Source organism: Kocuria sp. HSID16901, from assembly GCF_003989425.1.
In the GTDB taxonomy this organism is placed as follows: Bacteria; Actinomycetota; Actinomycetes; order Actinomycetales; family Micrococcaceae; genus Rothia; species Rothia massiliensis.
Genome location: NZ_RBLM01000002.1, coordinates 328,086 through 353,664, shown reverse-complemented (window position 1 = coordinate 353,664; position 25,579 = coordinate 328,086). Strand labels below are relative to the sequence as shown.

Here is a 25,579-nt window from a genome sequence, read left to right as displayed (position 1 = left end):
TAGAAGGAGTTTAGCGTCGTCGTCAGATTATTGAGGTACTGAGAATGTCCACGCCCGCTCCGGCAACTTCGCCTTCATGGGTGGATCGTCTGATCCCTTTCAATGTCACGGCGTGGGTTCGGCGTCTGGGGCTCGCCTCGGTTCTGGTGAACCTCTTGCTCGTCATTACCGGCGGTCTCGTTCGTTTGACCGGTTCCGGTTTGGGGTGCCCTACGTGGCCACGGTGCACCGATGAGACGTGGACGAACGTCCCGGCTATGGGCATCCACGGTTTCATCGAATTCGGAAACCGTACGCTGACCGGCGCCGTCGGAATTGTGGCCCTCGCGACGTTCATCGCAGTATGGCGTCTTCGCGGCCGGTACACCGATCTGTTCTATATCTCGCTGGCATTGGGCGTGGGCGTCATCGTGCAGGCCATCGTCGGCGGATTCTCCGTGTTGGTGAGATTGAATCCCTGGATGGTGGGAGTGCATTTCATGCTCTCCGGAATCATGATCGCCATGGCCTCAATTTTCTATGCGAGGGCCCGCCGTTATTCCTTGCGATCGGTCATTGAGAGTGAACGACTGTCGGATACACCCGGACCGGATAATGTGCAGCGCGCGCTCGGATTCGTGATTGCCGTTCTATCCACCGTGGTCGTGTACATGGGCACGTTGGTCACGGGAACCGGCCCTCATTCCGGGGACGCCTCATCCGCCCGTCACGCCTTCAACCCAGAGACGGTGACTCGCTTCCACTCGGTACCGGTCTGGGCTCTGATGATTCTCTTGGTCGTGACCTTCATCCTCGCGAAGAAGAGGCTGTGGGCACCAGCCGTTTCCAAAAACATCGTGGCAATCTTCGTTGTGATGCTATTTCAAGGAGCCATCGGCTACACCCAATATTTCACCGGGTCTCCTAGCTCTCTCGTCTGGCTTCATCTCGTGGGCGCAGGTCTACTGATAGCGACGGTCACGTTCCTCTTCGAGCGCATGGTGGTCCTGGGCACCCCGGCCTTGCGGCAGCTGGCAGAAAGCCGCGTGGATATCGCGGAGGCCAACGGAATCGTCTGACGAATACCATCGTCACCACGCCAAAACCCCCACTCATCCCAGGGATGAGTGGGGGTTTTCTTTCCTCGAAATATTCGGTGTGAGGCAGCCTGGCCTACAAGACTGACCCTCCGACAAATGGATCGATAGCCAAAGCGACAAATACGACGGTCAGATACGTAATCGATGCGTGGAAAACCACCATAGCGGTTCGAGACGTGGCTTCCTCAGCCAAGGCCAATTGATGCAGATGGTGGCATTTCCAGATGAACCAGGCACCTGCAATCAACGCCGTCAGACCATAGACCCAACCGGCACCACCGACGGGTATGAGCATGAGGGAACAGATGACCGTCGCCCAAGCGTACAGAACAACCTGAACCGAGACGGCCTTTGCGGACGCGATTGCCCCCAGCATGGGAATGCCTGCACGCTGGTAATCCTCCGCGTATTTCATCGACAAAGGCCAGTAATGAGGCGGAGTCCACAAGAAGATCAGGACGAAGAGAACCACGGCTGAAAAGCTGAGCCGGTTTTCAACTGCGGCCCACCCGATGAATACGGGCATACACCCCGCGATGCCGCCCCAAACAATGTTCTGAGCAGTTCGGCGCTTCAGAATGAGCGAGTAAAAAACCACGTACAGCAGAATCGCAGCGAGGCCAAGAACTCCCGACAGCGGGTTAACGAACATCGTCAGATAGGCCACAGCAACGATGGACAGTATCCAAGCGAAGACGAGTCCCTCGCGGTCAGTAACTTCACCCGTCACCAAAGGTCGCTTTTCCGTGCGCTTCATGAGCCGGTCGGCTTCGCGATCGATATAGCAATTAAATGCTCCGGCACCACCGGCGGCCATCGCGCCGCCGAGCATGGTGTTGAGGATCAGCCAAAGATTCGGGATTTCACCGGCCGCAAAAATCATGGTGGGTGCAGTGGTGACGAGAAGGAGCTCAATCACTTGCGGCTTGGTGAGAAGGAAAAATCCCTTGAGCTTTCGCCGCAACCCCACCTTGGACCCCGACGCCGCGCTGTGGGGGCTTGGCATCGTGGATCCCTTCCCCGCGCCGTCGTGGACGGTGTGCGCGGAAGGTGGTGTCTCGCTGATACTTTGGCGCTTCACTCATCGACCCTTCGTGATTGACGTTTTCACCCTACGGAATAGACCCGCTTGCCATCTTCAGATATCGACCGGGGTGGGAGGGAAAAACAACCTCCATCATATAACGAATTGGGCAGCACTCCCCAGCTGACACGTGATATTTCCGTCTCATCGCCGCATCGTGAAATGGTGCGTCCGCTGTCGGCTCACTCCCCTGCCCGTCTGGACCGTATTGGCATACTGTTGGAGGGAGAAATTGCGGGATTCTGATCTCGGTCACCCCGGTCCGGGGCCCGCACATATCAGCGGAGAAAGGGGCAATTTCGTGCCTAACCTCAATGACAAGCTCGAATGGACCGACCAGGATCGTCGTGCGGTGGACACCGTACGCGTTTTGGCTGCGGACGCGGTCGAAAAGGTCGGAAATGGCCACCCCGGTACGGCGATGAGTCTCGCTCCTCTTGCCTACCTGCTCCAGCAGCGCGTCATGCGGCATGATCCTTCGGATGACCGTTGGGCGGGCCGTGACCGGTTCATCCTCTCCCCTGGTCACTCCTCTTTGACGTTGTACATCCAGCTCTATCTCTCCGGCTACGGTCTCGAACTGGACGATCTCAAGTCGCTCCGCACGTGGGGTTCATTGACTCCGGGGCACCCGGAGTACAAGCACACTCGGGGCGTTGAGATCACTACCGGTCCCTTAGGGCAAGGATTGGCTTCCTCCGTGGGCTTTGCATACGCCCAGCGTCGCATGAGGGGCCTCTTCGATCCGGAGGCTCCCGAGGGTAAGAGCCCCTTCGACCACATGATTTACACGATTGCATCCGATGGCGACTTGCAAGAGGGCGTGACCTCTGAGGCGTCGTCATTGGCTGGTCATCAGCAACTCGGGAACCTGATCGTGTTCTACGACCAGAACCAAATTTCGATCGAAGACGACACCGACGTCGCCTTCACGGAGGATGTCACCAAACGCTATGAAGCCTACGGTTGGGATGTCCGCACCGTGGATTGGACTCATGGCGGAGATCATTACGAAGAAAATGTCGAAGAGCTTTACGAACAGATTCGTGAAGCTCAAAAGGTCACTGATAAGCCGACCCTGATCGCGTTGAAGACCATTATCGGTTGGCCGGCACCCACCAAGCAGAATACGGGTGCCATTCATGGTTCAGCGCTGGGTGGCGACGAAGTCAAGGCCGTCAAGGAAGTCCTCGGATTCGATCCGGAGAAGACCTTCGAAGTCAGCGACGACGTTCTGGCTCACGCACGTGAAGTGAAGACTCGTGCACAGAAGGAACGCCAGGACTGGGAAAAGAGCTTTAGGCAGTGGCAGGAAGACAACCCTGAATCGGCGAAGCTGTACCGTCGTCTTTCTGAGGGTGCCCTCCCCCAGGACTACAAGTCTTCATTCCCCGTGTTCGAAGCAGGCGAATCATTGGCGACCCGCGCGGCAAGCGGCAAAGTCATTAATGCCATTGCCGAGACCTTCCCTGAGCTCTGGGGCGGTTCTGCTGATCTCGCTGGTTCCAACAACACCACGATTGAATCCGCAGATTCTTTCAACCCCTCCTCGCGCTCGACCAAGAAGTTCACGGCCAATCCTTACGGGCGTGTCCTTCACTTCGGAATTCGCGAGCATGCTGCGGCAGCTATCGTCAACGGAATCGTGCTTTCCTCGCCGACGCGAGCTTTCAGCGGCACGTTCCTCATCTTTAGCGACTACCAGAGGCCCGCGATCCGGCTCTCGGCGCTGATGGGCGTCCCCTCGATCTACGTGTGGACTCACGATTCCATCGGTCTTGGAGAAGATGGACCTACACACCAGCCGGTCGAGCAGCTTTCGTCCTTGCGCGCCATCCCGAACCTCGACGTCGTCCGTCCGGGCGATGCCAACGAAACCGCAGTCGCTTGGCGCACCATTTTGGAGCAGAAGGAACGTCCAGCGGGTCTCGCCTTGACCCGGCAAGGGCTCCCGACTCTGGCCCGTGTGGATCTCCACCCCGAAGCCGAAGGGGAGAAATTCGGTTCGGCAGAAGGCACTGCACGCGGCGGATACGTTCTCGCAGACACCGATTCCACTCCGGACGTCGTGTTGATCGCTACCGGCTCGGAGGTGGAGTTGGCGCTGACGGCGCGCAAGCTCCTTGCCGAACAGGACGTGGCCGCCCGCGTGGTCTCAATGCCGTGCCGCGAATGGTTCGACCGTCAAGACGCCGCCTACCGTGAATCGGTCATTCCGGCCGGTGTAGCGGCCCGAGTATCCGTGGAAGCCGGAAGCGCGATGTCGTGGAACGACATCTTGGGATCAGCAGGACGCGCGGTTTCCCTGGATCATTTCGGAGCATCAGCCGACTACAAAACCTTGTACAAGGAATTCGGTATCACGCCGGAGGCCATTGTGGAATCGGCCCTCGAGTCGATCCACGCCTCGAAGGCATAGGACCGACGGGCCGGGCGGCGATCATGTGAGCCTCCCGGCCCACTCAGTTTTCGAATAACTTCATCGCCAAGAGGAGTACTACAGATGACTACCCACACCCAAAAACTTTCCGACGCCGGCGTTTCCATTTGGCTCGACGACCTCTCCCGGGAGCGTCTGACGTCCGGCAACCTGGACGAGCTGATTCGGGACCGCAACGTCGTCGGCGTGACGACCAACCCGACCATTTTTGCTCAGGCTCTGTCCAAGGGTGACGCCTACGACGCTCAAATGAAGGAACTTTCTGAAGCCGGCGCCGACGTCGAGGAGTCCGTGTTCACAGTGACCACGGACGACGTCCGCGATGCCTGCGATGTCTTCGCACCGATCTACGAATCGACACAGGGCGTTGACGGACGCGTTTCGATCGAAGTTGACCCGCGTCTTGCTCACAAGGCCGAAGAAACCATCGAGATGGCACGCCGCCTCCACGAGACTGTGGGCCGAGACAACGTCATGATCAAGATTCCCGCAACAGAGGCTGGTCTCGAGCCCATCGCTGAGACACTCGGCCAGGGAATCAGCGTCAACGTGACGCTGATCTTCTCGCTCGAAAGGTACCGCGCCGTGATCAACGCGTTCATGACCGGTATGGAAAATGCCCTCGAAAACGGACATGACCTGAGCAAGATTCACTCCGTCGCGTCCTTCTTCGTTTCGCGAGTGGATTCGGAGGTCGATGGTCAGCTGGACAAGATCGGAACCGACGAAGCCCAGCAGCTGAAGGGCAAGGCCGGGCTGGCCAATGCCCGTCTCGCGTATCAAGTCTACGAAGAAGCCTTCGCCACCGAGCGGTGGAACCGATTGGCTGAAGCCGGTGCCGCTGCACAACGGCCGTTGTGGGCCTCCACAGGCACCAAGGATCCGTCGTACCCGGACACCATGTACGTCACTGGTTTGTGCGTGGAAAACACCGTGAACACCATGCCAGAGAAGACGCTCGAGGCCACCGCTGACCACGCGGAGATCACTGGCGATTCCGTCAAGGGCACGTACGACCAGTCCGAGGCGGAGATTAACGCACTCGAGAAGATCGGCATCTCGTACAACGATGTCGTAGCCAAACTCGAGGAAGAAGGGATTCAGAAGTTCGAAGACTCCTGGAAGGAACTCTTGGACACTGTTTCCTCCGCCCTCCGCAAGTAAAACGAAGTCATCGCGCGTGGCGGCCGTGGAATAGCGGCCCGTCACGCGCGGTTTGACCATCTGGTGAGTTTTCACCGAGAAGATATTTCTTAATTAAAGGATTTGGTGTGTCGGTTACTCAAGAAACCAATCCGCTGAGAGATCCACAAGATCGTCGCCTGACCCGTGTTGCCGGGCCGTCGGCCCTCGTCCTCTTCGGCGTCACGGGCGATCTCGCCCGCAAGAAGCTCCTTCCTGCGATCTACGACCTCATGAACCGCGGACTATTGCCGCCAAAATTCGCGCTGGTGGGGTTCGGACGTCGCGACTGGTCGGATGACGATTTCAGGGCGGAAGTTCGCGAGGCCGTGGAGGCCCATTCTCGAACTCCGTTCCGGGAAGACGTGTGGAACCAGTTGACCGTGGGGATTCGCTTCGTCCAGGGGTCCTTCGATGAAGCTGACGCTTTCCGTCGGCTCAAGCAAACCCTGGCGGACCTCGAAGAGTCGCGAGGAACCCGGGGCAACCATGTGTTCTACCTATCGATTCCCCCGAAGGCTTTCGAGGCAGTCTGCACGCAACTCGCGGAGAATGGTCTTGCCGATCACGATGACACCACTGGTTGGCGGCGGGTCGTCATTGAGAAGCCGTTTGGGCACGATCTCGAGTCGGCTCGCGAGCTGAACGACATCGTGGAGGGTGTGTTCCCCGCCGATTCCGTCTTTCGTATCGATCATTACTTGGGCAAGGAAACGGTCCAAAATATTCTGGCGCTCCGATTCGCCAATGAAATGTTCGAGCCTTTGTGGAACGCGAATTACGTGGACCACGTACAGATCACGATGGCCGAGGACATCGGCATCGGCTCGCGAGCCGGGTACTACGAGGGTGTCGGCGCCGCTCGGGATGTTATTCAGAATCACCTGCTCCAATTGCTGGCTCTCACGGCGATGGAGGAGCCCATCACCTTTGACGCCGAATACCTTCGAGACGAAAAAGCCAAGGTCCTCGCAGCCGTCACCTTGCCCGAAGACCTCGAAAGCTATTCCGCTTTGGGCCAATACGCCGAAGGGTTCCAAGGTGGCGAGGAAGTTAAAGGCTTCAAGGATGAAGAAGGCATTCCCGATGACTCTCGAACGGAAACGTTCGCAGCCATAAAACTCGACATCAACAATCGTCGTTGGTCGGGAGTTCCGTTCTACCTTCGGGCCGGGAAACGACTCGGACGACGGGTCACGGAGATCGCCGTCGTCTTCAAGCGCTCCCCCAACTTGCTGTTCCGTGAAAACTCCTTCGAGGAATTCGGCCAGAACGCCATTGTGATCCGAATCCAACCGGATGAGGGCGTGACCATTCGTTTTGCATCCAAGGTTCCCGGAACACAAATGGAACTGCGCGACGTCAGTATGGACTTCGGATATGGGCATTCCTTTACCGAGTCCAGTCCTGAAGCCTACGAGCGGTTGATCTTGGACGTCCTTCTGGGAGAACCTCCGCTATTCCCTCGACACGAAGAAGTGGAACTCTCGTGGAAGATCCTGGACCCGTTCGAAAAGTATTGGCAGGACAGTGGGATGTGCCCGGAAGAGTACGACCCTGGTTCGTGGGGACCCGATTCAGCCCATCAACTGTTGGCTCGTGATGGTCGAGCCTGGAGGAGGCCCTAATGATCCGCACCCTCAAAGACACCACGAGCTCCACGATTGATAAAGAGCTCGCTCGCATGCGCGATGACACCGGCATCAGCACTCTCGGCCGAGTTCTGACCCTCGTCATCATGGCCGATAAGGGCCACTCAAAGAATGCCATCGACGCAGCGATCGCAGCCAGCCACGAGCATCCGTGCCGCATCATCGTCCACATCGCTCATGATGTGTCGGGCGATAACCGGCTTGATGCCGAGGTCAGCATGGGCGGCGACGCCGGAGCCAGCGAGATCGTGATTCTTCGCGGCTGGGGAGAGTCCGCTCGTCCAACCGAATCCTTGATTGCGGCTCTCCTCTTGCCGGACGCCCCGATCGTTGCTTGGTGGCCGCATTCATTGCCGGAGTGCCCCGCTGATCACTCGATCGGTCGGATTGCACATCGGCGGATCACCGATTCCGCTCGTGCCGAGGTTCCCTGGGACGCGTTGGAAGCTTTGCGCCTCCGGTATTCCCCAGGCGACACCGATCTGGCATGGACTCGGCTGACGTTGTGGCGCATCCAATTGGCGGCAGTCATGGACGATCCCGAGACTCATCACGTATCCAAGGTGATCGTCGAAGGGTCAGAGAAGTCCCCGTCGGTTCTCCTGTTGGGTACTTGGCTTGGGTACCGCTTGGGTGCCACCGTCGAGATTCAAGAAAGCCCGCAGCAGCGCGGTCTGTATCGGGTCAGCTTGTGCCGCGATGACGGCCAGGTGACGATTTATCGCCCAGGCCAGAACATTGCGACCCTCTCCAGTCCCGGAAGCGCAGACCAGCAGATCGCTTTACCGGTGAGGACCCTTTCCGAATGTCTTGCCGAGGAACTTCGCCGGCTCGACCCAGACGAGGTATTCGGTGACGTCTTGCAGAACGGTCTGGCGTCGTCGGACGTGAAGTTCGTTCAAGGCCAGGCGCCGGTTCCTGCCGGAGATCCGAATCGGTACACGGAGGTCTATGATGCCTAAACTGCCGCAGGTCTTCAGATACCCGAATAAAGATCTCGTCGCCCAATCCGCAGCCGCAAGGCTGTTATTACTCCTGTCCGACGAGACCGCGACACGCGATGTAGTCCACATCAGTATTACTGGCGGCTCGTTGGGCGCCGGCATCTGGTCCAAGGTCGCGGCGAGCCCTTTGGTGAGCACCGTAGCCTGGGAGAAGGTCCACGTGTGGTGGTCGGACGAGCGTTTTCTTCCCGAAGGGCACGACGAACGCAACGCGCAGCAGGCTTTTGACGCCTTCTTTGCTGAGGGTCCGATGCCGAGGGCCAACGCTCACATCATGGGTTCAGCAACAGCTTTCCCCTCCGAAGACGCGGCGGCTCAAGCCTATGCAGAGGAACTGGCCGCTCACGCGGACGCGGGCGCGGCCTCGCCGGACTTCGCGCTGTCCTTATTGGGGATGGGCCCAGACGGCCACATCGCGTCGCTGTTTCCCGAACGTAGCGAGATCTTGTCGGAGATTGATGGTGTCCTGGCGATTCGTGAATCTCCCAAGCCGCCGCCGGAGAGAACAACCATGACGTTGTCCATGATCAACCGTTCCGAGAGAATCTGGTTTCTCGTCGCCGGTGGAGACAAGCAAGACGCCTTTCAGCGACTTCTCGCTCATCGCCACCAGGAAGAAGCATCCAGCGAGGTTTTGCAAGAGACGCCGGCAGTTGGCGCCCGTGGATGCACCGAGACGTTGTATCTGGCGGCGCAGGACGTCTTCAGTGACTGACCTGGTTTCTGCCCAGTGACCTCACAACTCGGGAACCTGATTTCACAAGGTCGATGCCCACAGTGAGCTGAACCCCATCAAAGTAAAGGGCCGTCCCACCGAAACGGTGAGACGGCCCTTGTACGTTCTTCTCGTTGAGAAAGTTAGACGGCGGTGAACCTCAGGAACAGCGCATAGCCGATAATGGCGAGGACCCAGATAATGGCCGTCGTCACGGTGAGACGGACCAAGTTTCGGGAGGCAACGCCGGAGGAGTTCAGCGAACTCGTCATTCCGCCACCAAACATGTCCGACAGTCCCCCGCCCTTGCCCTTATTCAGCAGGACGAAAAAGATGGTCAGCACACTGGTGAGCGCGATGATCCCCAAGAGGACCCAACGTAATATTTCCACTTCGACCTTTCGTTGCCTTGTGGCATCGCCTCAAGGAGGACAAGCGACGTGGCCACAACGAACATGACATTCAGCCCAACTCTACGTCATAGGATTGCTTGATCCATAGAGCGGAGGCGTGAATCACGCCTAGCCTTGTGTCGCCTGGTGGGGATAGCCCTTATTCAGAGACGACGTGCTTCTCGAATCGAGCGATGTTTGCGAATTCCTCGGCCTTCAAGGAAGCGCCACCGACGAGGACGCCGTCGACGTCCTTTTCGCTCAGAGTAGCCGCAGCGTTATCAGCCTTAACAGAGCCTCCGTAGAGGATGCGCACTGCGTTGGCCGTCTCGGCGTCGTAGAGCTTCGCGATCTCGGCACGGATTGCGGCAGACATTTCCTGAGCGTCGCCGGGACCGGCGACCTTCCCCGTGCCAATCGCCCAAACGGGCTCATAGGCGACAACGAGTGTCTTCGCTTGTGCGGGGGTAAGGCCGTCCAGCGATCCCCTGAGCTGCTCCAAGGTGTATTCGACGTGTCGGCCCGCTTCTCGTTCATCCAGGCCCTCGCCTACACACAGCACCGGGGTCAATCCGTGTCGGTACGCAGCCTGGACCTTGCGTGCGCACAATTCGTCGCTTTCTCCATGGATAGAACGGCGTTCTGAATGTCCCACGAGAGCGTAGGTGCATTCCAACTTCTTCAGGAAAGCTCCCGAGATATCACCTGTGAAGGCACCCGAATCTTCCGGCGAGAGATCCTGCGCGCCATACACCAGGTCCAGCTTGTCCCCGTTGATAAGGGTCTGTACCGAGCGAAGATCCGTTGCCGGCGGAAACACGGCCACCTCGACCCGGTCGTGATCAAATTTGGCGTCGTTGAGAGTCCACGCAAGCTTCTGAACCAGCGCCACGCCTTCGGCGTGATCCATGTTCATTTTCCAATTGCCGGCGATCAGCGGCTTGCGGTCAAAAGTTCCGTTGGTCTGCGTCGTCAATGCGTTGTCCTTTGTGTCGTGGCATCCACACGATGCCGAGTTCACGGGTGTGGTATCGGTCGGGAGCTCAATCGCGCCCGCCCAGAGTCGTCCGGTCATAGAGAAGAGCGGACCGACCACGAGGTGGTCGGCCCGCTAGTGCCTTTAGACGCCGAGCGCTTCCAGACCTGGCAAAGTTTTGCCTTCTATATACTCCAACGAGGCACCGCCACCGGTGGAGATGTGGCCAAACTCGTCGTCGGAGAATCCAAGGTTGCGAACTGCAGACGCCGAGTCGCCACCACCGATCACGCTGAAGGCGTCGGACTCGGCAACGGCCGTCGCGACTGCCCGTGTACCTCCCGAGAAGGCTTCCATTTCGAAGACGCCGACAGGTCCGTTCCAGAAAACGGTTTGAGCGTCCTTAATGTACTGGGCGAAGAGTTCCTGAGACTTCGGGCCGATATCGAGGCCCTGGCCTTCGGCACCAATTTCTCCGTCTTCCAACGAATCAATCGACCGAACCTCATGACGAGCATCCGCAGAAAACTCTGAAGCCCACACAGCATCCGTCGGTAGGACGATCTTGGTGCCCTCGGCCTCTGCCCGTTCCAAATACTGGGTAACGGTTGAGATTTGGTCCGACTCCAACAGTGAACGTCCAACCTTGTAGCCCTGCGCGGCGCTGAAGGTGAAGGACATGCCTCCTCCGATCAGGAGAGCGTCGGCCTTGCCGATCAGATTGTCAATGACGGCAAGTTTGTCCGAAACCTTTGACCCACCCATGACGACAACGAAGGGCCGCTTCGGGTTGTCGATAATCGTCGAAAGGACTTTGAGTTCCGTTGCAACGAGGTCACCCAAGTACGACGGAAGGACCTTCGCGATGTCAAAGACTGAGGCATGCCGCCGGTGAACGGCGCCGAAAGCGTCGTCAACGTAGGCGCCTCGTTCACCGGTGAGGTGAGCAAGTTCGTCCGCGAAGCTCGCACGCTCTTGGTCGTCCTTGCTGGTCTCCCGGGGGTCAAAGCGAACGTTCTCGAGAACGAGGACTTCGCCTTCTCCGAGATCACGAGCCTTTTTCTGCGCGTCGGGGCCAACCACGTCTTCGGCGACCTCGACCGTGAAATCCGCGAGATCTTGCAACCGGTCGGCGGCGGGCTTGATGGAATATTTCGGGTCAACTTGGCCCTTGGGCCGGCCCAGGTGGGCCATAACGATGACCTTAGCCCCGGCGTCGGCAAGTTTTTTCACAACCGGCAAGGACGCTTTGACACGTCCATCGTCGGTCACGGTGGTCCCGTCAAGGGGCACGTTCAGGTCCGAGCGGACCAGAACGTGCCTTCCCTTGACACCACCGGCAATGAGCTCTTCTAGAGCATGTGCCATGGTGTTCTACTCCAACCTCTTCGTGGGAATCCGAATCCGATTCCTATCTTAGAGCTTGGCCGCCAACATGTTGACGAACTTGACGGTGCGGGACGTGAATCCCCACTCGTTGTCGTACCACGCGAAGACCTTGACCTGGCCGTTGAGAACGGAGGTGAGATCCGCATCGAAGACCGTGGAAATTTCCTCGCCGACAATGTCGGTCGAAACAATGGGGTCCTCGGTGTACTTGATGATGCCCTTGTAGTCGCCTTCGGCAGCCTTCTTGACGACCGCGTTGATCTCTTCCTTGGTGACGTCCTTCTCCAGGTTCAAGGAGAGGTCCACGATGGAACCGGTGATCGTGGGAACGCGGAATGCCATGCCGTCGAGCTTGCCTTCAACGGGTGCATAAACCTTGCCAACGGTACGAGCTGCACCAGTCGACGTGGGAATCATGTTGACGGCGGCAGCCCGGGCACGACGCAGGTCCTTGTGCGGCGCGTCCTGAAGTCGCTGATCCGCAGTGTAGGAGTGAATCGTGGTCATGAGTCCCGACTTGATGCCGAAGTTCTCATCGATCACCTTGGCCAGCGGCGCGAGGCAGTTCGTGGTGCACGAAGCGTTGGAAACAACGTGCTGGGAGTCGTTGTCGTACGTGTCGTCGTTGACGCCCATGACGAAGGTTCCGTCAAGGTTGGTTCCGGGGGCGGAAACGACGACCTTCTTGGCGCCGGCGTCCAGGTGCGCCTTTGCCTTGGTGCCGTCCGTGAACAACCCGGTCGATTCGAGAACGATGTCTACCTCGAGGTCCTTCCACGGAAGGTCTGCGGGGTTCTTCTCCGAGAGAACGGTCAACTGCTTGCCGTCGACGACGATGTGGCCATCCTTGACCGAAACATCTGACTTGAGCGGTCCGAGAATCGAATCGTACTTGAGGAGGTGTGCGAGGGTTTCGGGGCTCGTCAGGTCGTTGACGGCTACGACCTCGATGTTTTCGCCCTGCTCGAGCGCGGCGCGGAAGAAGTTACGGCCGATGCGACCAAAACCGTTGATACCAATACGTACAGTCACTGTTGATCAAACTCCTCAGTTTGAGTGCTTTTTGTTGGTGACTCATCCATGCGGAGGTCACCCGCCGAACCCTGACCACGTGGCATTCACATCGACAGGAACCCCACTTGACGGGTCTCCGTTCGGTCCTGGTCTTAGTTTAGGTGATTTTGTGTGTGTTTGGGTGTGTTTTCTCGATTTTTTTGGCGCGCAGAATCGAATGTGGACTACGGGGTATCGCGTGCGGCAAGGCCGCATGTCCTCGATTCGCCGAGTTGGCGGGCGGTGGCGACCATCACGACGTCGGAATGTGGTTTCGTGTGGCAAATTTACGCCGTGAGCATACTTAGCCACGTCGGGGGAACCGGATGGGTGAATTACCCGTCCAAACGGCGTACGACGGGCTCTTCGCTCTATTCGCTATTCGTTGCTTGAACGGGGCGACGAGTCGGTTCCGGGAATTCCTTCCACCGCCGCTTGCTTATCGGCCATAGCGAGTAGACGACGAATACGTCCCGCAATCGCGTCTTTGGTGAGCGGTGGGTCAGCCAAGCGTCCGAGTTCATCCAAACTCGCATGACGATGCCCCAATCGCAGATGACCGGCATATTTCAGGTGCTCGGGCACGTCATCGCCCAAAATCTCTAAAGCGCGTTCAACGCGTGCCCCGGCGGCTACCGCTGCCTGTGCGGAACGACGAAGATTCGCGTCATCAAAATTTGCGAGCCTGTTGGCGGTGGCTCGCACCTCACGATGCGTGCGGCTGTCTTGCCACTGCGAGAGAACGTCCTTGGCTCCCATGCGTTTGAGCAATTGACCTATCGTTTCGCCGTCGCGAACGACGACTCTGTCGGCGCCGCGCACCTCCCGCGCCTTAGCAAAGACGTCGAGTCGTCGGGCACAACCGACCAGCGCAAGGGCAGCTTCCGATCCTGGGCACGTGAATTCCATGGCCGATGAGCGGCCTGGCTCGGTTAAGGAACCGTGAGCCAAGAATGCGCCTCGCATGACGGCCTCAGAATCTGCGAGTGAGCCGTTGACGACGGCCGGAGGGAGTCCACGGACAGGGCGCCCTCGGGTATCTAGCAAACCGGTCTGTCGAGCCAGAGCTTCACCGCCCTGGTCCACGCGCAAAAGATAGTGACCACCGCGCTTGAGAGCGCCTCCGGAAACCGTCATTAAGACGGTTCGATGGCCGTATAGCTCCTCGATGGCAGTTTGAATACGTTGGGCCGTGCCGAGATGATCCAGTTCGGCTTCGATCATGATGTGCCCGGACACCAGATGCAGCCCACCGGCGAAGCGCAGGACGGTCGCGACCTCGGCCTGACGTGTGGAGGATTTTGGTACCTCGAACTTGGCCAGTTCGTCTTTCACGAGTGCCGTCAAGGCCATTTACGTTCCTCCGGGCTGATCTTGGATACGTGGTTCACGGGGTCTCGTGCGTGCACGGGCCACAACGCGAGATTACACGGTGGGCGCGTCGGGTTCCATGCCGTACGCCTTGTCGCGAGTACGCATGACCTCCTGATAGGCGGCAGCAAGGCGCAATGGGTTATGGACGTCTTCTCCCCTGCGCGTCCTCATGCGGTTCCAGACCATTTTTGCGCCACGTGCCTCAACCGCTTCTTCAAACTCATGAGACCGCTCCATAGAAGTAGGGTCAGCGACGACCGCGTCAATTGACAGTTCTGGAGCATATTCCTCGAGGGATTCCAGGTGCCCGACCGCTCCTAGACCCGACGTTTCCTTTTGCTCCAATCCCAGATTCATCGAAACGCAGATTTTTGCGTCGGTTTGGCAGAGGGCATCTCTCGATTGTGGGAGCAAGAGATGGGGAATGACTGAGGTAAACCACGATCCCGGCCCGAGGATCACCCAATCGGCATCGAGTATCGCGCGGGTGGATTCCTCGCACTCACGTGCCTCTTCCGGCTCGAGGCTGAGATTCACAACGCGTGCAGCCTTTGCCAATTTCGCTTGTCCCACGACGCGTTCCCGAGAGCCGTCTTGCATGAAAGCATCACCAGAGATGATGAGCGGATCCAATGCCATCGGTAGAACGCGCCCTCGGGCCTCCAGAAGCCGGGACGCCCAATCCAATCCGGCGACGGGGTCGTCGAGGAGTTGCCACAGACTGACGAGAAGAAGATTTCCCATGGCGTGCCCATCGATTTCTTGCGGCGCCTCGGGAAGCGCCGAGAACCGATGCTGGATAGCGGCTCGCCACAAATAGCCCCACTCCGAGTCATCACACAAAGCGGAAAGTGCCATACGCAGGTCCCCAGGCGGCAGGACGTTGAACTGTTCTCGCAGGCGTCCGGAGGAGCCTCCGTCGTCGGCGACGGTCACGACGGCTGATATGTGGGGCGTGACGAGTCGCAGGGCACTGAGCGAAGCGTACAGTCCGTGCCCTCCGCCCAGTGCTGCGACCTTGGGGGCATCGTGTGATCCCGGAAGTCGCCGTCCTCGGCCCCGAGGTGTCTCATTCATCGAGCCGTCCTTCGCTCTATTCCCTACCGAGGTCCCTGTGTTGCACATTGACCGTCACATTTTCTAGTTCGCCCAATCGGCGGGCGATTTCCTCGGTCACCGCAACTGAACGGTGTTTCCCTCCGGTGCAACCTATGGCGATGGTTGCATAATGTTTATTCTCGACACGATACCCCTCGATGACCGGCGAGAGCGACGGCACGAAATGGTCGATGAATTGCTTGGCGCCATCGTTATTAAGGACGAAATTTTTGACTGGTTCGTCTCGCCCGGTGAAGGGACGTAGCTCAGGAATCCAGTGCGGATTTGCGATAAACCTCATGTCGGCTACGAAGTTTGCGTCCGGCGGAAGTCCGTATTTAAACCCGAAGCTCATGACGGTAACATTCACGATCGTGGGACCCGACATCGAATAGGTCTGCGAAATTCGTCGTGACAATTCGTGAACGTTAAATCCGGTGGTGTCGATGACGACGTCGGCTCGGCTCTTGAGATCCGCGAGCAATTCGCGCTCTGCTTGAATGCCGTCGAGAATCCTGCCATTTCCTTGAAGCGGATGCGGACGGCGTTGTGCCTCGTACCTCGCGATAATCGACTCGTCGGAAGCATCGAGGAACAAGATGGTGAATTCCACTGGAGCATTCTGGAGCACGCCGAACGCCTCTTTGAAGTCCGCAAACAGTGCCTTGCCACGGATGTCGATAATCACCGCAAGTTTCGGCATCGATTGAGGCGCCCTAGCGACAAGATCCACCAATGGAGCCAGAAGGTTAGGCGGAATGTTGTCGACGACGTACCAACCGGCGTCTTCCAGGGTGTGGGCGGCCGTAGACCGGCCGGCACCCGAGATTCCGGTAATAACGAGCATCTCGGTTTGTGCGGGCTTTTTGGGTGTGAGGTCCTCGGAATTCATCGGAGGGTTCACATGCGTCACAGGTAGCTCCCGGTGTCGTTTGAAGACGGAAAACAGGTTCGGACCGGTCCCGCGAAGGCGCGGGGCGAACGACGAGTCTCGTGCTTTAAGCCTACCCGGCCTCGGCCTCTGATTCTGCTGGTTTCTGGCCTTCTGTGGATAAGTGATCCAAGATTTTTGTCGCTAAAGTCGGGCCGATGCCCCGCACCCGGGTCAAGTCGTCAACGCCGGCCTCCCGTATCGCCTTCAACGAACCGAAGTCTTGGATCAGCGCCTCGCGTTTGGCCTTCCCGAGACCCTCGATGCCGTCCAAGGAGGAAACCAACATGGCTTTGCCGCGCTTACTTCGATGGAAAGTAATGGCGAAGCGGTGTGCTTCATCTCGAAGGCGTTGCAGCAAAAAGAGGCCGTTGGAAGATCGAGGAAGAATGACCGGGAAATCGTCTTCGGGCACCCAAATTTCTTCGAGACGTTTGGCGAGACCGATGACGTCTACGTCGGTAATCCCCAGGTCATCCAGTGCCTGGCGGGCGGCCGCCACCTGAGGTGGTCCACCATCGACGACCACGAGATTGGGCGGATACGCAAATTTCGCCGGCTCAGTCGCGGCGGATTCATCCACCTCGCCCGAGGTCGGCGGTTCCGACTCGCGTTGACGTTGATCCTCAAGATGGCGTTTGAAGCGCCGGCTGATGACGTCGTACATCGAGGCCGTATCGTCTCGAGCAGCTTCTCCACGGATCGAGAATTTTCGATAGTCCGCTTTTCGCGGAAGCCCATCCTCGAAGACCACCATTGAGGCGACGACATTCGTTCCCTGGACGTGTGAGATGTCGTAGCACTCAATCCGCATCAACGGGTTGGGAAGGTCTAAAGCCTCCTGGAGTTCTTGAAGCGAAGCGCTCCTGGTAGTGAGGTCTCCGGCCCGCCGGGATTTATGCAGGGTCAAGGCTTGCTTCGCATTTTCCGCGACGGTTCCCATTAATTGAACGCGTTCGCCGCGTTGAGGCACGGAAATACCGACCTTGCTTCCGCGGAGCTCGGTGAGCCACTGCTGAAGGTCATCCGCGTTTTCAGGCATCACCGGAACGAGCACGTTTCGTGGGATTTCATTGAGATTCAACGTGGCGTCGTCGGGAGAGCTGGCCAGGGTCACCGCAGATTCGCCATAAACCTGTTGCAATAACTGCTCGACCATTTCTGGAGCCGAGAGATCTTCCACGCGCTCGACGATCCAGCCACGTTGCCCACGGATGCGTCCTCCGCGGACGTGGAATACCTGGGCGGCAGCCTCGAGTTCATCTTCGTGGAATGCGAAGAGATCGGCATCCACCGAATCGGACAAGACGACTGCATTGCGTTCGAAGGCCTTTCGCAATGCTCCAATGTCGTCCCTCAGACGAGCCGCCCGCTCGAATTCCATATTCTCAGCGGCAGCTTCCATCTCGGCGGTCAGCCTCTTAATGTGCTTCTCTGAGTCTCCCGCCATGAATTTGCACAGCTGATCGGCCAGTTGTCGATGCTCCTCTTCATCGATGCGGCCGACGCACGGAGCTGAGCATTTATCGATGTAGCCGAGCAGGCACGGGCGATCCGCTCGTTCGGCTCTCTTGAAAACCGACCGGGTGCACGTTCGGACGGGGAAAACCCGCAACAGCGAGTCCAAAGTTTCCTTGATAGCCCACACCTGCGAGAACGGGCCAAAGTACCGTGACCCTTTTTTCTTCGCGCCCCGCGTCACCTGGGCTCGCGGAAATTTCTCGGACATCGATATCGCTAAGTACGGATACGATTTGTCGTCCCGATACATGATGTTGAACCGAGGCGTATATTGCTTGATCCAGGTGTATTCGAGTTGGAGCGATTCCATCTCGGAGCCGACGACGGTCCATTCCACACTCGATGCGGTATGAACCATCGCATAGGTTTTGGGTGGTAATTGACCCGGTTTTTGAAAGTAGGAATTCAGCCTATTGCGCAGGTTTTTCGCCTTGCCGACGTAGATGACACGACCGAACTCATCACGGAATCGATACACTCCCGGACTGGTGGGGATCTCCCCCGTCGCGGGCCGATAAGATGCCGGGTCTGCCATGCTTTTCTCCCTGCGTAGTCTTCCTCCTATTCGGCTATGCCCGAATCTTTGTCCAAGGACGGTGAGGTGTTGTATTCGTTCTTTCGCGGTTGCCCTGAAAGCTGTGCAATTTCATCCATGATGAGATCCGTCGTTTGACGCCGTTGCTTACCCGTCTGCCGATCACCCATACGATCGAAGTACATAGGCTTTCCGACCCTTACCGTGAATCTCACCGGTCGGATGAGCCGGGAACCAGGCGGCTGGAGCTTTTCCGTTCCGATGAGGCCGATGGGGACCACCGGGGCGCCCGTCTTATGGGCCAGCCACGCCACGCCGATCCGGCCTCGATACAGATATCCGTCCCGCGAACGAGTTCCTTCTGGATAGATCCCAAAGACCTCGCCTTGCTCGAGTCGTTCGAGTCCCTTTTCCAGGGCCTTTAACCGTTGGGACTGGTCCGATCGGTTCACCGGAATGATGTCAATCATGTCGAAGAGCGTCTTCATCAATTTGCCGCGCATACCCGGTGAGTTGACGTATTCGGCCTTGGCGAGGAATGCCACGCGTCGGGGCATCATGGCGGAAATGATGACGCTGTCGAGAAATGCCCGGTGATTTGAAGCGACGATCACGGGGCCATTCTCAGGGAAGTTCTCCAACCCGGTCACTCGAGCCCGAAACCCCGTCTTCAATAGACGGGTTACCGCGGATTGGGCCAATGAATACAGCGTCACGAGCAACTCCCCTCGATTATTTCGTCGACCCTACTGTACCCGCACCGCACGCGCGAGGCGGAACGCCACTATTGACGTACAAAGTACCTGCGCGGCTCCCCGACAGGCCTCACGACGTTCGGAAGAGGCATTCTTGACTTCTCATGGGGCAAGAGGAATGCCGGTCATATCTCGAAGGGCTGCCCGCAGAGATGCAGAGTCGTCGACGATCGGATCTGCGCCGGCCGCCTCTAATTCCTCAGGACCGCCAAAGCCCCAAGTCACGCCGATGCACGGTAGCCCATTGTGGGCAGCGCCCGTGACGTCGTACTCGCGGTCACCGACCATAACCCCGCTCAACTCGACGGCGTCTCCACGTGCTTCGGCGTCGTCCTTCACCTGCCGTAAAGCTCGCTCTATGACGCCGGCCTTGTCCCGCGGAAGATCGTGAGTTTCAGGCTTCAGGGCGTCCCACGCACCAGAGACGACGTCGAAGTAGTTGCTCATGCCGAAGTCGTCGAGAAGGATCCTGGTGGTCGGCAGGGGTTTTTGCGTCGCGATTCCGACCCAAACCGGCAAAGTCCTCAGTTCTTGAAGCAGCGAACGCATTCCCGGATACAGAACCGACACGGACCGTGCACGTTCGAGGTATCCCTTGCGATACGTCGTGAGAATGTCTCGGTGACGCTCGCGGGGAATCGACGTGTAACGAGCCAGCGACACATCGGTGGGTGGCCCGACGAATTTCCTCAACGTTTCAGGATCAGGCCTGTCAAAGCCGTGCATCGCGATGGCATCGGAAATGCCTTCCGTAATGGCTCCGGCAGGATCCAGCAACGTTCCGTCAAGGTCAAAGAGAATTACGGTCGTTGGGCTCACGGTCATGGTGACTCCAAAACTTCGGCAAGGAATTGCCCCGTGTAGCTGTTCTTGTTCCGAGCCACGTCTTCAGGGGTTCCCTCAGCGACAACCGTTCCGCCGCCGGAACCACCTTCAGGTCCCATATCAACGATCCAGTCGGCGCATTTAGCGACATCCAGATTATGTTCGATGGTGAGAACGGTATTTCCCTTGTCCACGAGGCCCTGCAGGACGTTGAGCAACTTGCTGATGTCTTCGAAATGAAGGCCCGTCGTCGGTTCGTCCAAGACGTAAATCGTTCGACCATTTGAACGCTTTTGTAGTTCCGAGGCCAGCTTGACGCGTTGGGCTTCACCGCCGGAGAGGGTCGGCGCGGGTTGACCCAGCCGAATGTAGCCGAGGCCGACATCGACCAGCGTATTGAGATGACGAGCAATCGGCGTGAATGCGGCAAAAAACTCCGCGGCTTCCTCGACCGGCATGTCGAGAACTTCCGAGATGGTCTTTCCCTTGTACCGAATCTCCAGGGTTTCGCGGTTATAGCGCGCACCGTGGCAGACCTCGCACGGCACAAAAACATCCGGCAAGAAGTTCATTTCGATCTTCAAGGTTCCATCACCGTGGCAGGCTTCGCACCGTCCGCCTTTCACGTTGAAGGAGAATCGGCCGGGAAGGTACCCACGAACCTTCGCTTCGTTCGTTTCGGCAAATAATTTGCGGATGTGATCGAAGACCCCCGTATATGTGGCCGGGTTGGAGCGCGGCATGCGGCCAATGGGGCTCTGATCCACATGGACGATCTTGTCGAGAAGGTCCACTCCCTCGACACGACGGTGACGACCTGGGACCTGTTTGGCCCCATTAAGCCTATTGGCGAGGCTCGTATACAGGATGTCGTTGACCAGCGTCGATTTACCCGAACCTGAAACACCCGTCACAGCCGTCAAAACTCCCAGCGGGAACGAGACGTCCAGGTTATTCAGGTTGTTCTCCTGCGCGCCGACCACCTTGATCATGCGCTTTTTGTCGATAGGTCGACGTTTGGTCGGAACAGAGATCTCGCGATCCCGGTTGAGGTACGCGCCCGTGAGCGACTCCGGGTTGTTGAGAATCTCCTGGTAGGGACCGGAGTGAACGATCCGGCCGCCGTGTTCGCCGGCACCAGGGCCAACGTCGACCACCCAATCGGATTCCTTGATCGTGTCTTCATCGTGTTCGACGACGATCAATGTATTTCCGAGGTCGCGCAGTTTGGTTAACGTCTCGATGAGACGGCGGTTATCACGCTGGTGAAGACCGATAGACGGTTCGTCCAGCACGTACAGAACCCCGACCAAACCGGATCCAATTTGCGTGGCCAATCGGATTCGCTGGGCTTCGCCTCCGGAAAGTGTGGCCGCGGCCCGTCCGAGGTTGAGGTAATCGAGCCCTACATCCAATAGGAATTGCAGGCGCGCATTGATCTCCTTGAGCACCTGCTCGGCGATTTTGACTTCACGCTCAGTCAGCTCAAGCCCTGCCATGAATGCTTGCGCGTCCGACATCGACATCGAGGTGACATCGGAAATCGACGCTCCCCCGACGGTCACCGAGAGCATGGTGGGGTTCAGCCTGGCGCCTCCACACGAAGGGCAAGGAACCTGACGCATGTACTGCTCGTATCGGTCTTTAGCGCGGTCCGACTCGGTTTCCAGGTGCTTACGTTTGATGTACGCGTAGACGCCTTCGAATCCGGAGGTGTATCGGCGTTCGCGACCAAACCTGTTCCGGTAGGAGACCTCGACCTTGAAGTCTTTACCATCGAGAATTGCGCTTCGCGCTTTGGCGGGTAATTCCTGCCATGGAGTGTTGAGATCGAAACCGACCTCTTTCCCGAGCCCGGCTAGTAGGCGAAGCCAATATTCGGAAGAAGCCTTGCCCAACGACCACGGCGCCACAGCGCCCTCGCCGAGGGTCTTCTCCGGGTCAGGGATAACGAGGCTTTCGTCCACCTCGAGACGCGACCCGATGCCGTCACACTCCGAGCAGGCGCCAAAGGGACTGTTGAAGGAGAACGCACGAGGCTCAATTTCCGACGTTTCGATGGGGTGCTCGTTGGGGCACGCCAGGTTCTCGCTGAAAGCACGCAGACCTTCGTCGGAGTCGTCATCCACAAAGTCGATTTCGACTCGGCCGTCCGCAAGTCCAAGAGCCGTCTCCACGGAATCCGTGAGCCGTTGTTGAACAGATTCCTTGATGACCAATCGGTCCACGACCACGGAAATCGAGTGCTTGTATTGCTTCTTGAGCTTGGGGGCCTCCGAAAGCTGGATCTGTTCCCCATCGACGATAGCGCGGGAGTAACCCTGTTGCGTCAGATTGGCAAAAAGATCGACAAATTCTCCCTTGCGTGACCGAACCATCGGCGCCAGGACCTGAAGTTTGGTGCGTTCGGGATAGGCCATCAATTGATCGACGATGGCTTGTGGCGTCTGTTGGGTAATGGGTTCACCACAGATGGGACAGTGGGGATGCCCGATGCGTGCCCATAAGAGGCGCATGTAGTCGTAGATTTCGGTAATCGTCCCGACCGTCGACCGAGGGTTCTTTGACGTCGACTTTTGGTCGATGGAAACGGCCGGAGAGAGGCCTTCGATGAAATCGACGTCGGGCTTGTCGACCTGGCCCAAGAACATGCGCGCATACGCTGAGAGGGATTCGACGTAGCGGCGTTGCCCCTCCGCGAAGATCGTGTCAAAGGCCAAAGACGACTTGCCCGAGCCAGACAGCCCCGTGAAAACGACCATCGCGTTTCGCGGAATGTCCAGGTCTACGTTCTGGAGATTATTCTCTCGGGCACCTTTGACGAGGATCCGAGTGAGATCTTGCGGTGCTCCTGGTGGCGTTGCCTGAACGTGCTGAGTGGTCATGAACTGCCTGTCTTCGTGGTGGCTACCGGACGTGAGTCCGCATCGATTTCGTCGTTCGTATTCGAAAATTTATTCTAACGAGTCATGGAGGGTTTGTGGGCGTCGTCTGCCGCTGGTGAACGAATCTTCGGCACGGGTTGTGCCGAAACCCCTAGAAAGTCCTAAACTCGGCACCATGATGGCAATCGCTACCGAGAAGATCGACCTGAGTGACGTCACCATCCGTTATATCAGCGTCTCGAGCATGGACAACAAGGTTTATCTCGTGACGTGCAAACGGACCGGCACACAACTGCTCATCGACGCCGCCGATGATCCCGACGCAATTTCAGGCCTCGTTGCCGCCGGTGCACACGACGTCGACGATCAATGTGCCTGCTGTGGCAACGTGCAACTCATCGTCACGACCCATTCGCACTGGGATCACGTTCGGGCCCTGCCCGAAATCGTCTCCCGGTCCGAGGCTCTGACCGCGTGCGGGGCAGCCGATGAAGCGGACATTAACGTTCCGATGGATATTACCTTTGAGGATGGCGACACCGCGGACCTGGAAGGATTCTCACTCGACGTCATCGGCTTAGTGGGCCATACCCCAGGTTCGATTGCCCTGGCCTATACGCCCGACGACGGACCGAGCTACATCTTCACCGGCGATTCGCTGTTCCCCGGCGGTCTAGGCAAGACAAGTTCACCGGAAGCCTTTAATTCGTTGTATCGCGATGTCACGACCAAGATTTTTGATGAATATGGTGATGACACGGTGATCCTGCCTGGCCACGGTGACTCCACCACGCTGGGCGCGGAACGCCCCCATCTCCAGGAATGGGCCGAACGAGGCTGGTAGCTCCCCCCCTCGGGGCAAGGCCTCAGAACAGCCCCCGCAACGTTCCGTTCTCGTCAAAGCCAATTCGCTCGGCGGCTGGATGCCGTGACAGGCCGGGCATGGTCCGCATGGTGCCGCAAATGGCATACACGTAGCCGGCGCCCGCCGCGAGTCGCACTTCCCGTACGGGAAGCCGCCACCCCGTCGGAGCACCCTTCGCGGAAGGGTTGGCCGAGATCGAAAGGTGCGTCTTGGCGATCACGACCGGTAGCTCCCCGAATCCGAGTTTTTCGTACCGGTCCAGTTGGGCTGCCGCCGACGAGGACAGGTCAATGCCATCCGCGCCGTAGACCGTGGTCGCCACTTTCTCTAGCTTCGTGACGAGGGAATCGGAGTCATCGTAGGTGAAGCGAAATTCACCGGGCTCCTGACAAGCCCGGACCACGGCCTCGGCCAGTTCGGTGGCTCCCGGCCCTCCTTCGGCTACACCGCGATGCGTGGCGACCTCGGCACCGAGATCTCGTGCGATATCTCTGATCGCCTGATGTTCGGACTCGAAGTCCGCGGGAAATACATTAATGGCGATGACGGGCGAGATTCCAAATGACCGGAGAATTTCGACGTGCTTTCTCAGGTTTTCGGCGCCTGCCACGACGTCGTCGGGACTCTCGGTGAGAAGTCCCTCAGGCAAGGGACTTCCCGGTGTGATGCGATACCGACCTGAATGTGACTTCAACGCACGCACGGTAACGACCAGTACCGCCGCATCCGGACGCAACCCGCTGACTCGACATTTAACGTTGACGAATCGTTCCGCGCCCATGTCTGACCCGAATCCGGCTTCGGTGATGACGTAGTCGCTATGCTCGAGACCCACATAGTCCGCGACCACGGACGAATTGCCCGTCGCGATATTTCCGAAGGGCCCCGTGTGAATTAGTGCGGGCACATGTTCCAAGGTCTGCATGAGGTTTGGGTGCATGGCGTCCGCCAGAATGACGCTCAGGGCGCCGTCGGCTTTGAGATCCCGCGCCGTGACTGGTTCACCTGAGGAGGTGAATGCAACGACAATACGTCCGAGACGTTCCTTGAGATCTTCAAAACTGGTGGCGAGTGAAAGAATCACCATGAGTTCGGACGCGGAGGTGATGTCGAAACCCGATTGACGCGTCACGCCGTCGGCGCGTTCGCCGAGTCCGAGGACGATATTTCTGAGCGCACGGTCGTTGACGTCAAGGACACGACGCCAGAAAATGGTGCGCTCATCGATGTCGAGCTCGTTGCCGAAATGCAGGTGATTGTCTAGTATCGCGGCCAGCATATTGTGAGCCGACGTCACGGCATGGAAATCACCCGTCAGATGAAGATTGAGCTTTTCCATGGGAACGATTTGCGAATATCCGCCGCCGGCCGCGCCGCCCTTGATACCGAAGGTGGGGCCCATCGATGGTTGCCGGAGGGTCAGTATCGCTTTCCTCCCGGTCGCAGCAAGACCCTGAGCCAGCGAAACACTGGTAGCCGTCTTTCCTTCACCGAGCGGCGTCGGCGTCACGGCGGTCACGACAACGTATTTTCCCTGATGCTGGCGCGCTCCTTGCGATTCCGCCAGAACCACCTTGGCGACGTGCTTCCCGTACGGCTCTAAACGGTCATCGTTGATGCCCACCGATTGGGCTATACGGGCGATGGGCCAGAGATCGGCGCTCTGAGCGATTTCGAGGTCGGACGGAAAAGCATTGGACATGGGTCATCTCCTCTGGGTGTCTCAGATAACTCCATTATGCCCTCGGATCGTTGGGATTCCGGGCCCAAGAGACTCGATGCAGGCCCGTCATGGGCCGCCGAGTCCCGGTAGCATGGGAGTCA

20 protein-coding genes are annotated in these 25,579 nt (G+C 58.3%); 7 read left to right on the top strand and 13 right to left on the bottom strand.

What is annotated here, in order from left to right:
• The first annotated feature begins 44 nt into the window (after positions 1-44).
• The gene (locus tag D8M21_RS03805) at positions 45-1,058 is read left to right on the top strand and encodes a COX15/CtaA family protein (protein WP_053089913.1); all 1,014 of its coding nucleotides are present in this window, start codon (positions 45-47) and stop codon (positions 1,056-1,058) included.
• Between the two features lie 94 nt (positions 1,059-1,152).
• On the opposite strand, the gene D8M21_RS03800 is transcribed toward D8M21_RS03805, so the two are convergent.
• Entirely contained in the window at positions 1,153-2,085 is a 933-nt protein-coding gene (locus D8M21_RS03800; protein ID WP_048678628.1) for a heme o synthase, read from the bottom strand.
• Positions 2,086-2,464: 379 nt separating this feature from the next.
• On the opposite strand from D8M21_RS03800, the gene tkt reads away from it, so the two are divergent.
• The 5 genes from tkt (at position 2,465) to pgl (ending at position 9,156) form a co-directional block, all read left to right on the top strand.
• On the top strand, positions 2,465-4,582 hold the full coding sequence (gene tkt / locus D8M21_RS03795; protein ID WP_048678245.1) for a transketolase: 2,118 nt from the start codon (positions 2,465-2,467) through the stop codon (positions 4,580-4,582).
• Positions 4,583-4,666: 84 nt separating this feature from the next.
• On the top strand, positions 4,667-5,767 hold the full coding sequence (gene tal, locus D8M21_RS03790) for a transaldolase (RefSeq protein ID WP_048678243.1): 1,101 nt from the start codon (positions 4,667-4,669) through the stop codon (positions 5,765-5,767).
• 134 nt (positions 5,768-5,901) lie between these two features.
• The gene (zwf, locus tag D8M21_RS03785) at positions 5,902-7,413 is read left to right on the top strand and encodes a glucose-6-phosphate dehydrogenase (RefSeq protein WP_048678627.1); all 1,512 of its coding nucleotides are present in this window, start codon (positions 5,902-5,904) and stop codon (positions 7,411-7,413) included.
• On the top strand, positions 7,413-8,399 hold the full coding sequence (locus D8M21_RS03780) for a glucose-6-phosphate dehydrogenase assembly protein OpcA (protein ID WP_048678241.1): 987 nt from the start codon (positions 7,413-7,415) through the stop codon (positions 8,397-8,399). The genes zwf and D8M21_RS03780 overlap by 1 nt, the downstream gene beginning before the upstream one ends.
• Positions 8,389-9,156 (top strand): 6-phosphogluconolactonase, encoded by a 768-nt coding sequence (pgl, locus tag D8M21_RS03775; RefSeq protein ID WP_082156601.1) that lies wholly within the window; start codon positions 8,389-8,391, stop codon positions 9,154-9,156. Before D8M21_RS03780 ends, pgl begins: the two co-directional genes overlap by 11 nt.
• A 143-nt stretch (positions 9,157-9,299) precedes the next feature.
• Here the strand turns inward: pgl and secG are convergent, their stop codons facing one another.
• The 11 genes from secG to uvrA all read right to left on the bottom strand — a co-directional run bounded on the left by secG (position 9,300) and on the right by uvrA (position 22,890).
• Entirely contained in the window at positions 9,300-9,548 is a 249-nt protein-coding gene (gene secG / locus D8M21_RS03770; protein WP_048678238.1) for a preprotein translocase subunit SecG, read from the bottom strand.
• A gap of 160 nt (positions 9,549-9,708) precedes the next feature.
• Complete coding sequence (gene tpiA / locus D8M21_RS03765) at positions 9,709-10,524, bottom strand: triose-phosphate isomerase (protein ID WP_048678625.1); 816 nt, start codon at positions 10,522-10,524, stop codon at positions 9,709-9,711.
• Positions 10,525-10,668: 144 nt separating this feature from the next.
• Complete coding sequence (locus D8M21_RS03760; protein WP_048678237.1) at positions 10,669-11,892, bottom strand: phosphoglycerate kinase; 1,224 nt, start codon at positions 11,890-11,892, stop codon at positions 10,669-10,671.
• A 48-nt stretch (positions 11,893-11,940) separates the two neighbouring features.
• Positions 11,941-12,945 (bottom strand): type I glyceraldehyde-3-phosphate dehydrogenase, encoded by a 1,005-nt coding sequence (gap, locus tag D8M21_RS03755; RefSeq protein ID WP_048678235.1) that lies wholly within the window; start codon positions 12,943-12,945, stop codon positions 11,941-11,943.
• Positions 12,946-13,344: 399 nt separating this feature from the next.
• Positions 13,345-14,319: a DNA-binding protein WhiA gene (whiA, locus tag D8M21_RS03750; protein ID WP_048678234.1), complete on the bottom strand. Its 975-nt coding sequence runs from the start codon at positions 14,317-14,319 to the stop codon at positions 13,345-13,347.
• Between the two features lie 72 nt (positions 14,320-14,391).
• Complete coding sequence (locus D8M21_RS03745) at positions 14,392-15,417, bottom strand: gluconeogenesis factor YvcK family protein (protein WP_048678233.1); 1,026 nt, start codon at positions 15,415-15,417, stop codon at positions 14,392-14,394.
• Positions 15,418-15,433: 16 nt separating this feature from the next.
• The gene (rapZ, locus tag D8M21_RS03740; protein WP_048678231.1) at positions 15,434-16,330 is read right to left on the bottom strand and encodes an RNase adapter RapZ; all 897 of its coding nucleotides are present in this window, start codon (positions 16,328-16,330) and stop codon (positions 15,434-15,436) included.
• A gap of 112 nt (positions 16,331-16,442) precedes the next feature.
• Positions 16,443-18,425: an excinuclease ABC subunit UvrC gene (uvrC, locus tag D8M21_RS03735; protein ID WP_048678229.1), complete on the bottom strand. Its 1,983-nt coding sequence runs from the start codon at positions 18,423-18,425 to the stop codon at positions 16,443-16,445.
• A gap of 26 nt (positions 18,426-18,451) precedes the next feature.
• Entirely contained in the window at positions 18,452-19,141 is a 690-nt protein-coding gene (locus D8M21_RS03730) for a lysophospholipid acyltransferase family protein (RefSeq protein WP_048678623.1), read from the bottom strand.
• A 141-nt stretch (positions 19,142-19,282) separates the two neighbouring features.
• Positions 19,283-20,005 carry an HAD hydrolase-like protein gene (locus D8M21_RS03725; protein ID WP_048678227.1) on the bottom strand — a complete coding sequence of 241 codons (723 nt, stop codon included), beginning with the start codon at positions 20,003-20,005 and terminating at the stop codon, positions 19,283-19,285.
• Entirely contained in the window at positions 20,002-22,890 is a 2,889-nt protein-coding gene (gene uvrA / locus D8M21_RS03720) for an excinuclease ABC subunit UvrA (RefSeq protein ID WP_048678225.1), read from the bottom strand. The genes D8M21_RS03725 and uvrA overlap by 4 nt, the downstream gene beginning before the upstream one ends.
• A gap of 175 nt (positions 22,891-23,065) precedes the next feature.
• Between uvrA and D8M21_RS03715 the strand changes: the two genes are divergently transcribed.
• Entirely contained in the window at positions 23,066-23,734 is a 669-nt protein-coding gene (locus D8M21_RS03715; RefSeq protein ID WP_082156600.1) for an MBL fold metallo-hydrolase, read from the top strand.
• Positions 23,735-23,756: 22 nt separating this feature from the next.
• Here D8M21_RS03715 and D8M21_RS03710 read toward each other — a convergent pair whose 3' ends face one another.
• Positions 23,757-25,457 carry a formate--tetrahydrofolate ligase gene (locus D8M21_RS03710; RefSeq protein WP_048678224.1) on the bottom strand — a complete coding sequence of 567 codons (1,701 nt, stop codon included), beginning with the start codon at positions 25,455-25,457 and terminating at the stop codon, positions 23,757-23,759.
• Between the last annotated feature and the right edge of the window lie 122 nt (positions 25,458-25,579).

What these genes read in the sequence shown, in the direction of transcription:
- D8M21_RS03805 (WP_053089913.1), top strand. Translation starts at nt 45, where the DNA reads ATGTCCACGCCCGCTCCGGCAACTTCGCCTTCATGGGTGGATCGTCTG.
- D8M21_RS03800 (WP_048678628.1), bottom strand. Translation starts at nt 2,085, where the DNA reads ATGCCAAGCCCCCACAGCGCGGCGTCGGGGTCCAAGGTGGGGTTGCGG.
- uvrC (WP_048678229.1), bottom strand. Translation starts at nt 18,425, where the DNA reads ATGGCAGACCCGGCATCTTATCGGCCCGCGACGGGGGAGATCCCCACC.
- D8M21_RS03725 (WP_048678227.1), bottom strand. Translation starts at nt 20,005, where the DNA reads ATGACCGTGAGCCCAACGACCGTAATTCTCTTTGACCTTGACGGAACG.
- pgl (WP_082156601.1), top strand. Translation starts at nt 8,389, where the DNA reads ATGATGCCTAAACTGCCGCAGGTCTTCAGATACCCGAATAAAGATCTC.
- tal (WP_048678243.1), top strand. Translation starts at nt 4,667, where the DNA reads ATGACTACCCACACCCAAAAACTTTCCGACGCCGGCGTTTCCATTTGG.
- D8M21_RS03710 (WP_048678224.1), bottom strand. Translation starts at nt 25,457, where the DNA reads ATGTCCAATGCTTTTCCGTCCGACCTCGAAATCGCTCAGAGCGCCGAT.
- D8M21_RS03715 (WP_082156600.1), top strand. Translation starts at nt 23,066, where the DNA reads ATGATGGCAATCGCTACCGAGAAGATCGACCTGAGTGACGTCACCATC.
- whiA (WP_048678234.1), bottom strand. Translation starts at nt 14,319, where the DNA reads ATGGCCTTGACGGCACTCGTGAAAGACGAACTGGCCAAGTTCGAGGTA.
- D8M21_RS03745 (WP_048678233.1), bottom strand. Translation starts at nt 15,417, where the DNA reads ATGAATGAGACACCTCGGGGCCGAGGACGGCGACTTCCGGGATCACAC.
- rapZ (WP_048678231.1), bottom strand. Translation starts at nt 16,330, where the DNA reads ATGAATTCCGAGGACCTCACACCCAAAAAGCCCGCACAAACCGAGATG.
- uvrA (WP_048678225.1), bottom strand. Translation starts at nt 22,890, where the DNA reads ATGACCACTCAGCACGTTCAGGCAACGCCACCAGGAGCACCGCAAGAT.
- D8M21_RS03780 (WP_048678241.1), top strand. Translation starts at nt 7,413, where the DNA reads ATGATCCGCACCCTCAAAGACACCACGAGCTCCACGATTGATAAAGAG.
- D8M21_RS03760 (WP_048678237.1), bottom strand. Translation starts at nt 11,892, where the DNA reads ATGGCACATGCTCTAGAAGAGCTCATTGCCGGTGGTGTCAAGGGAAGG.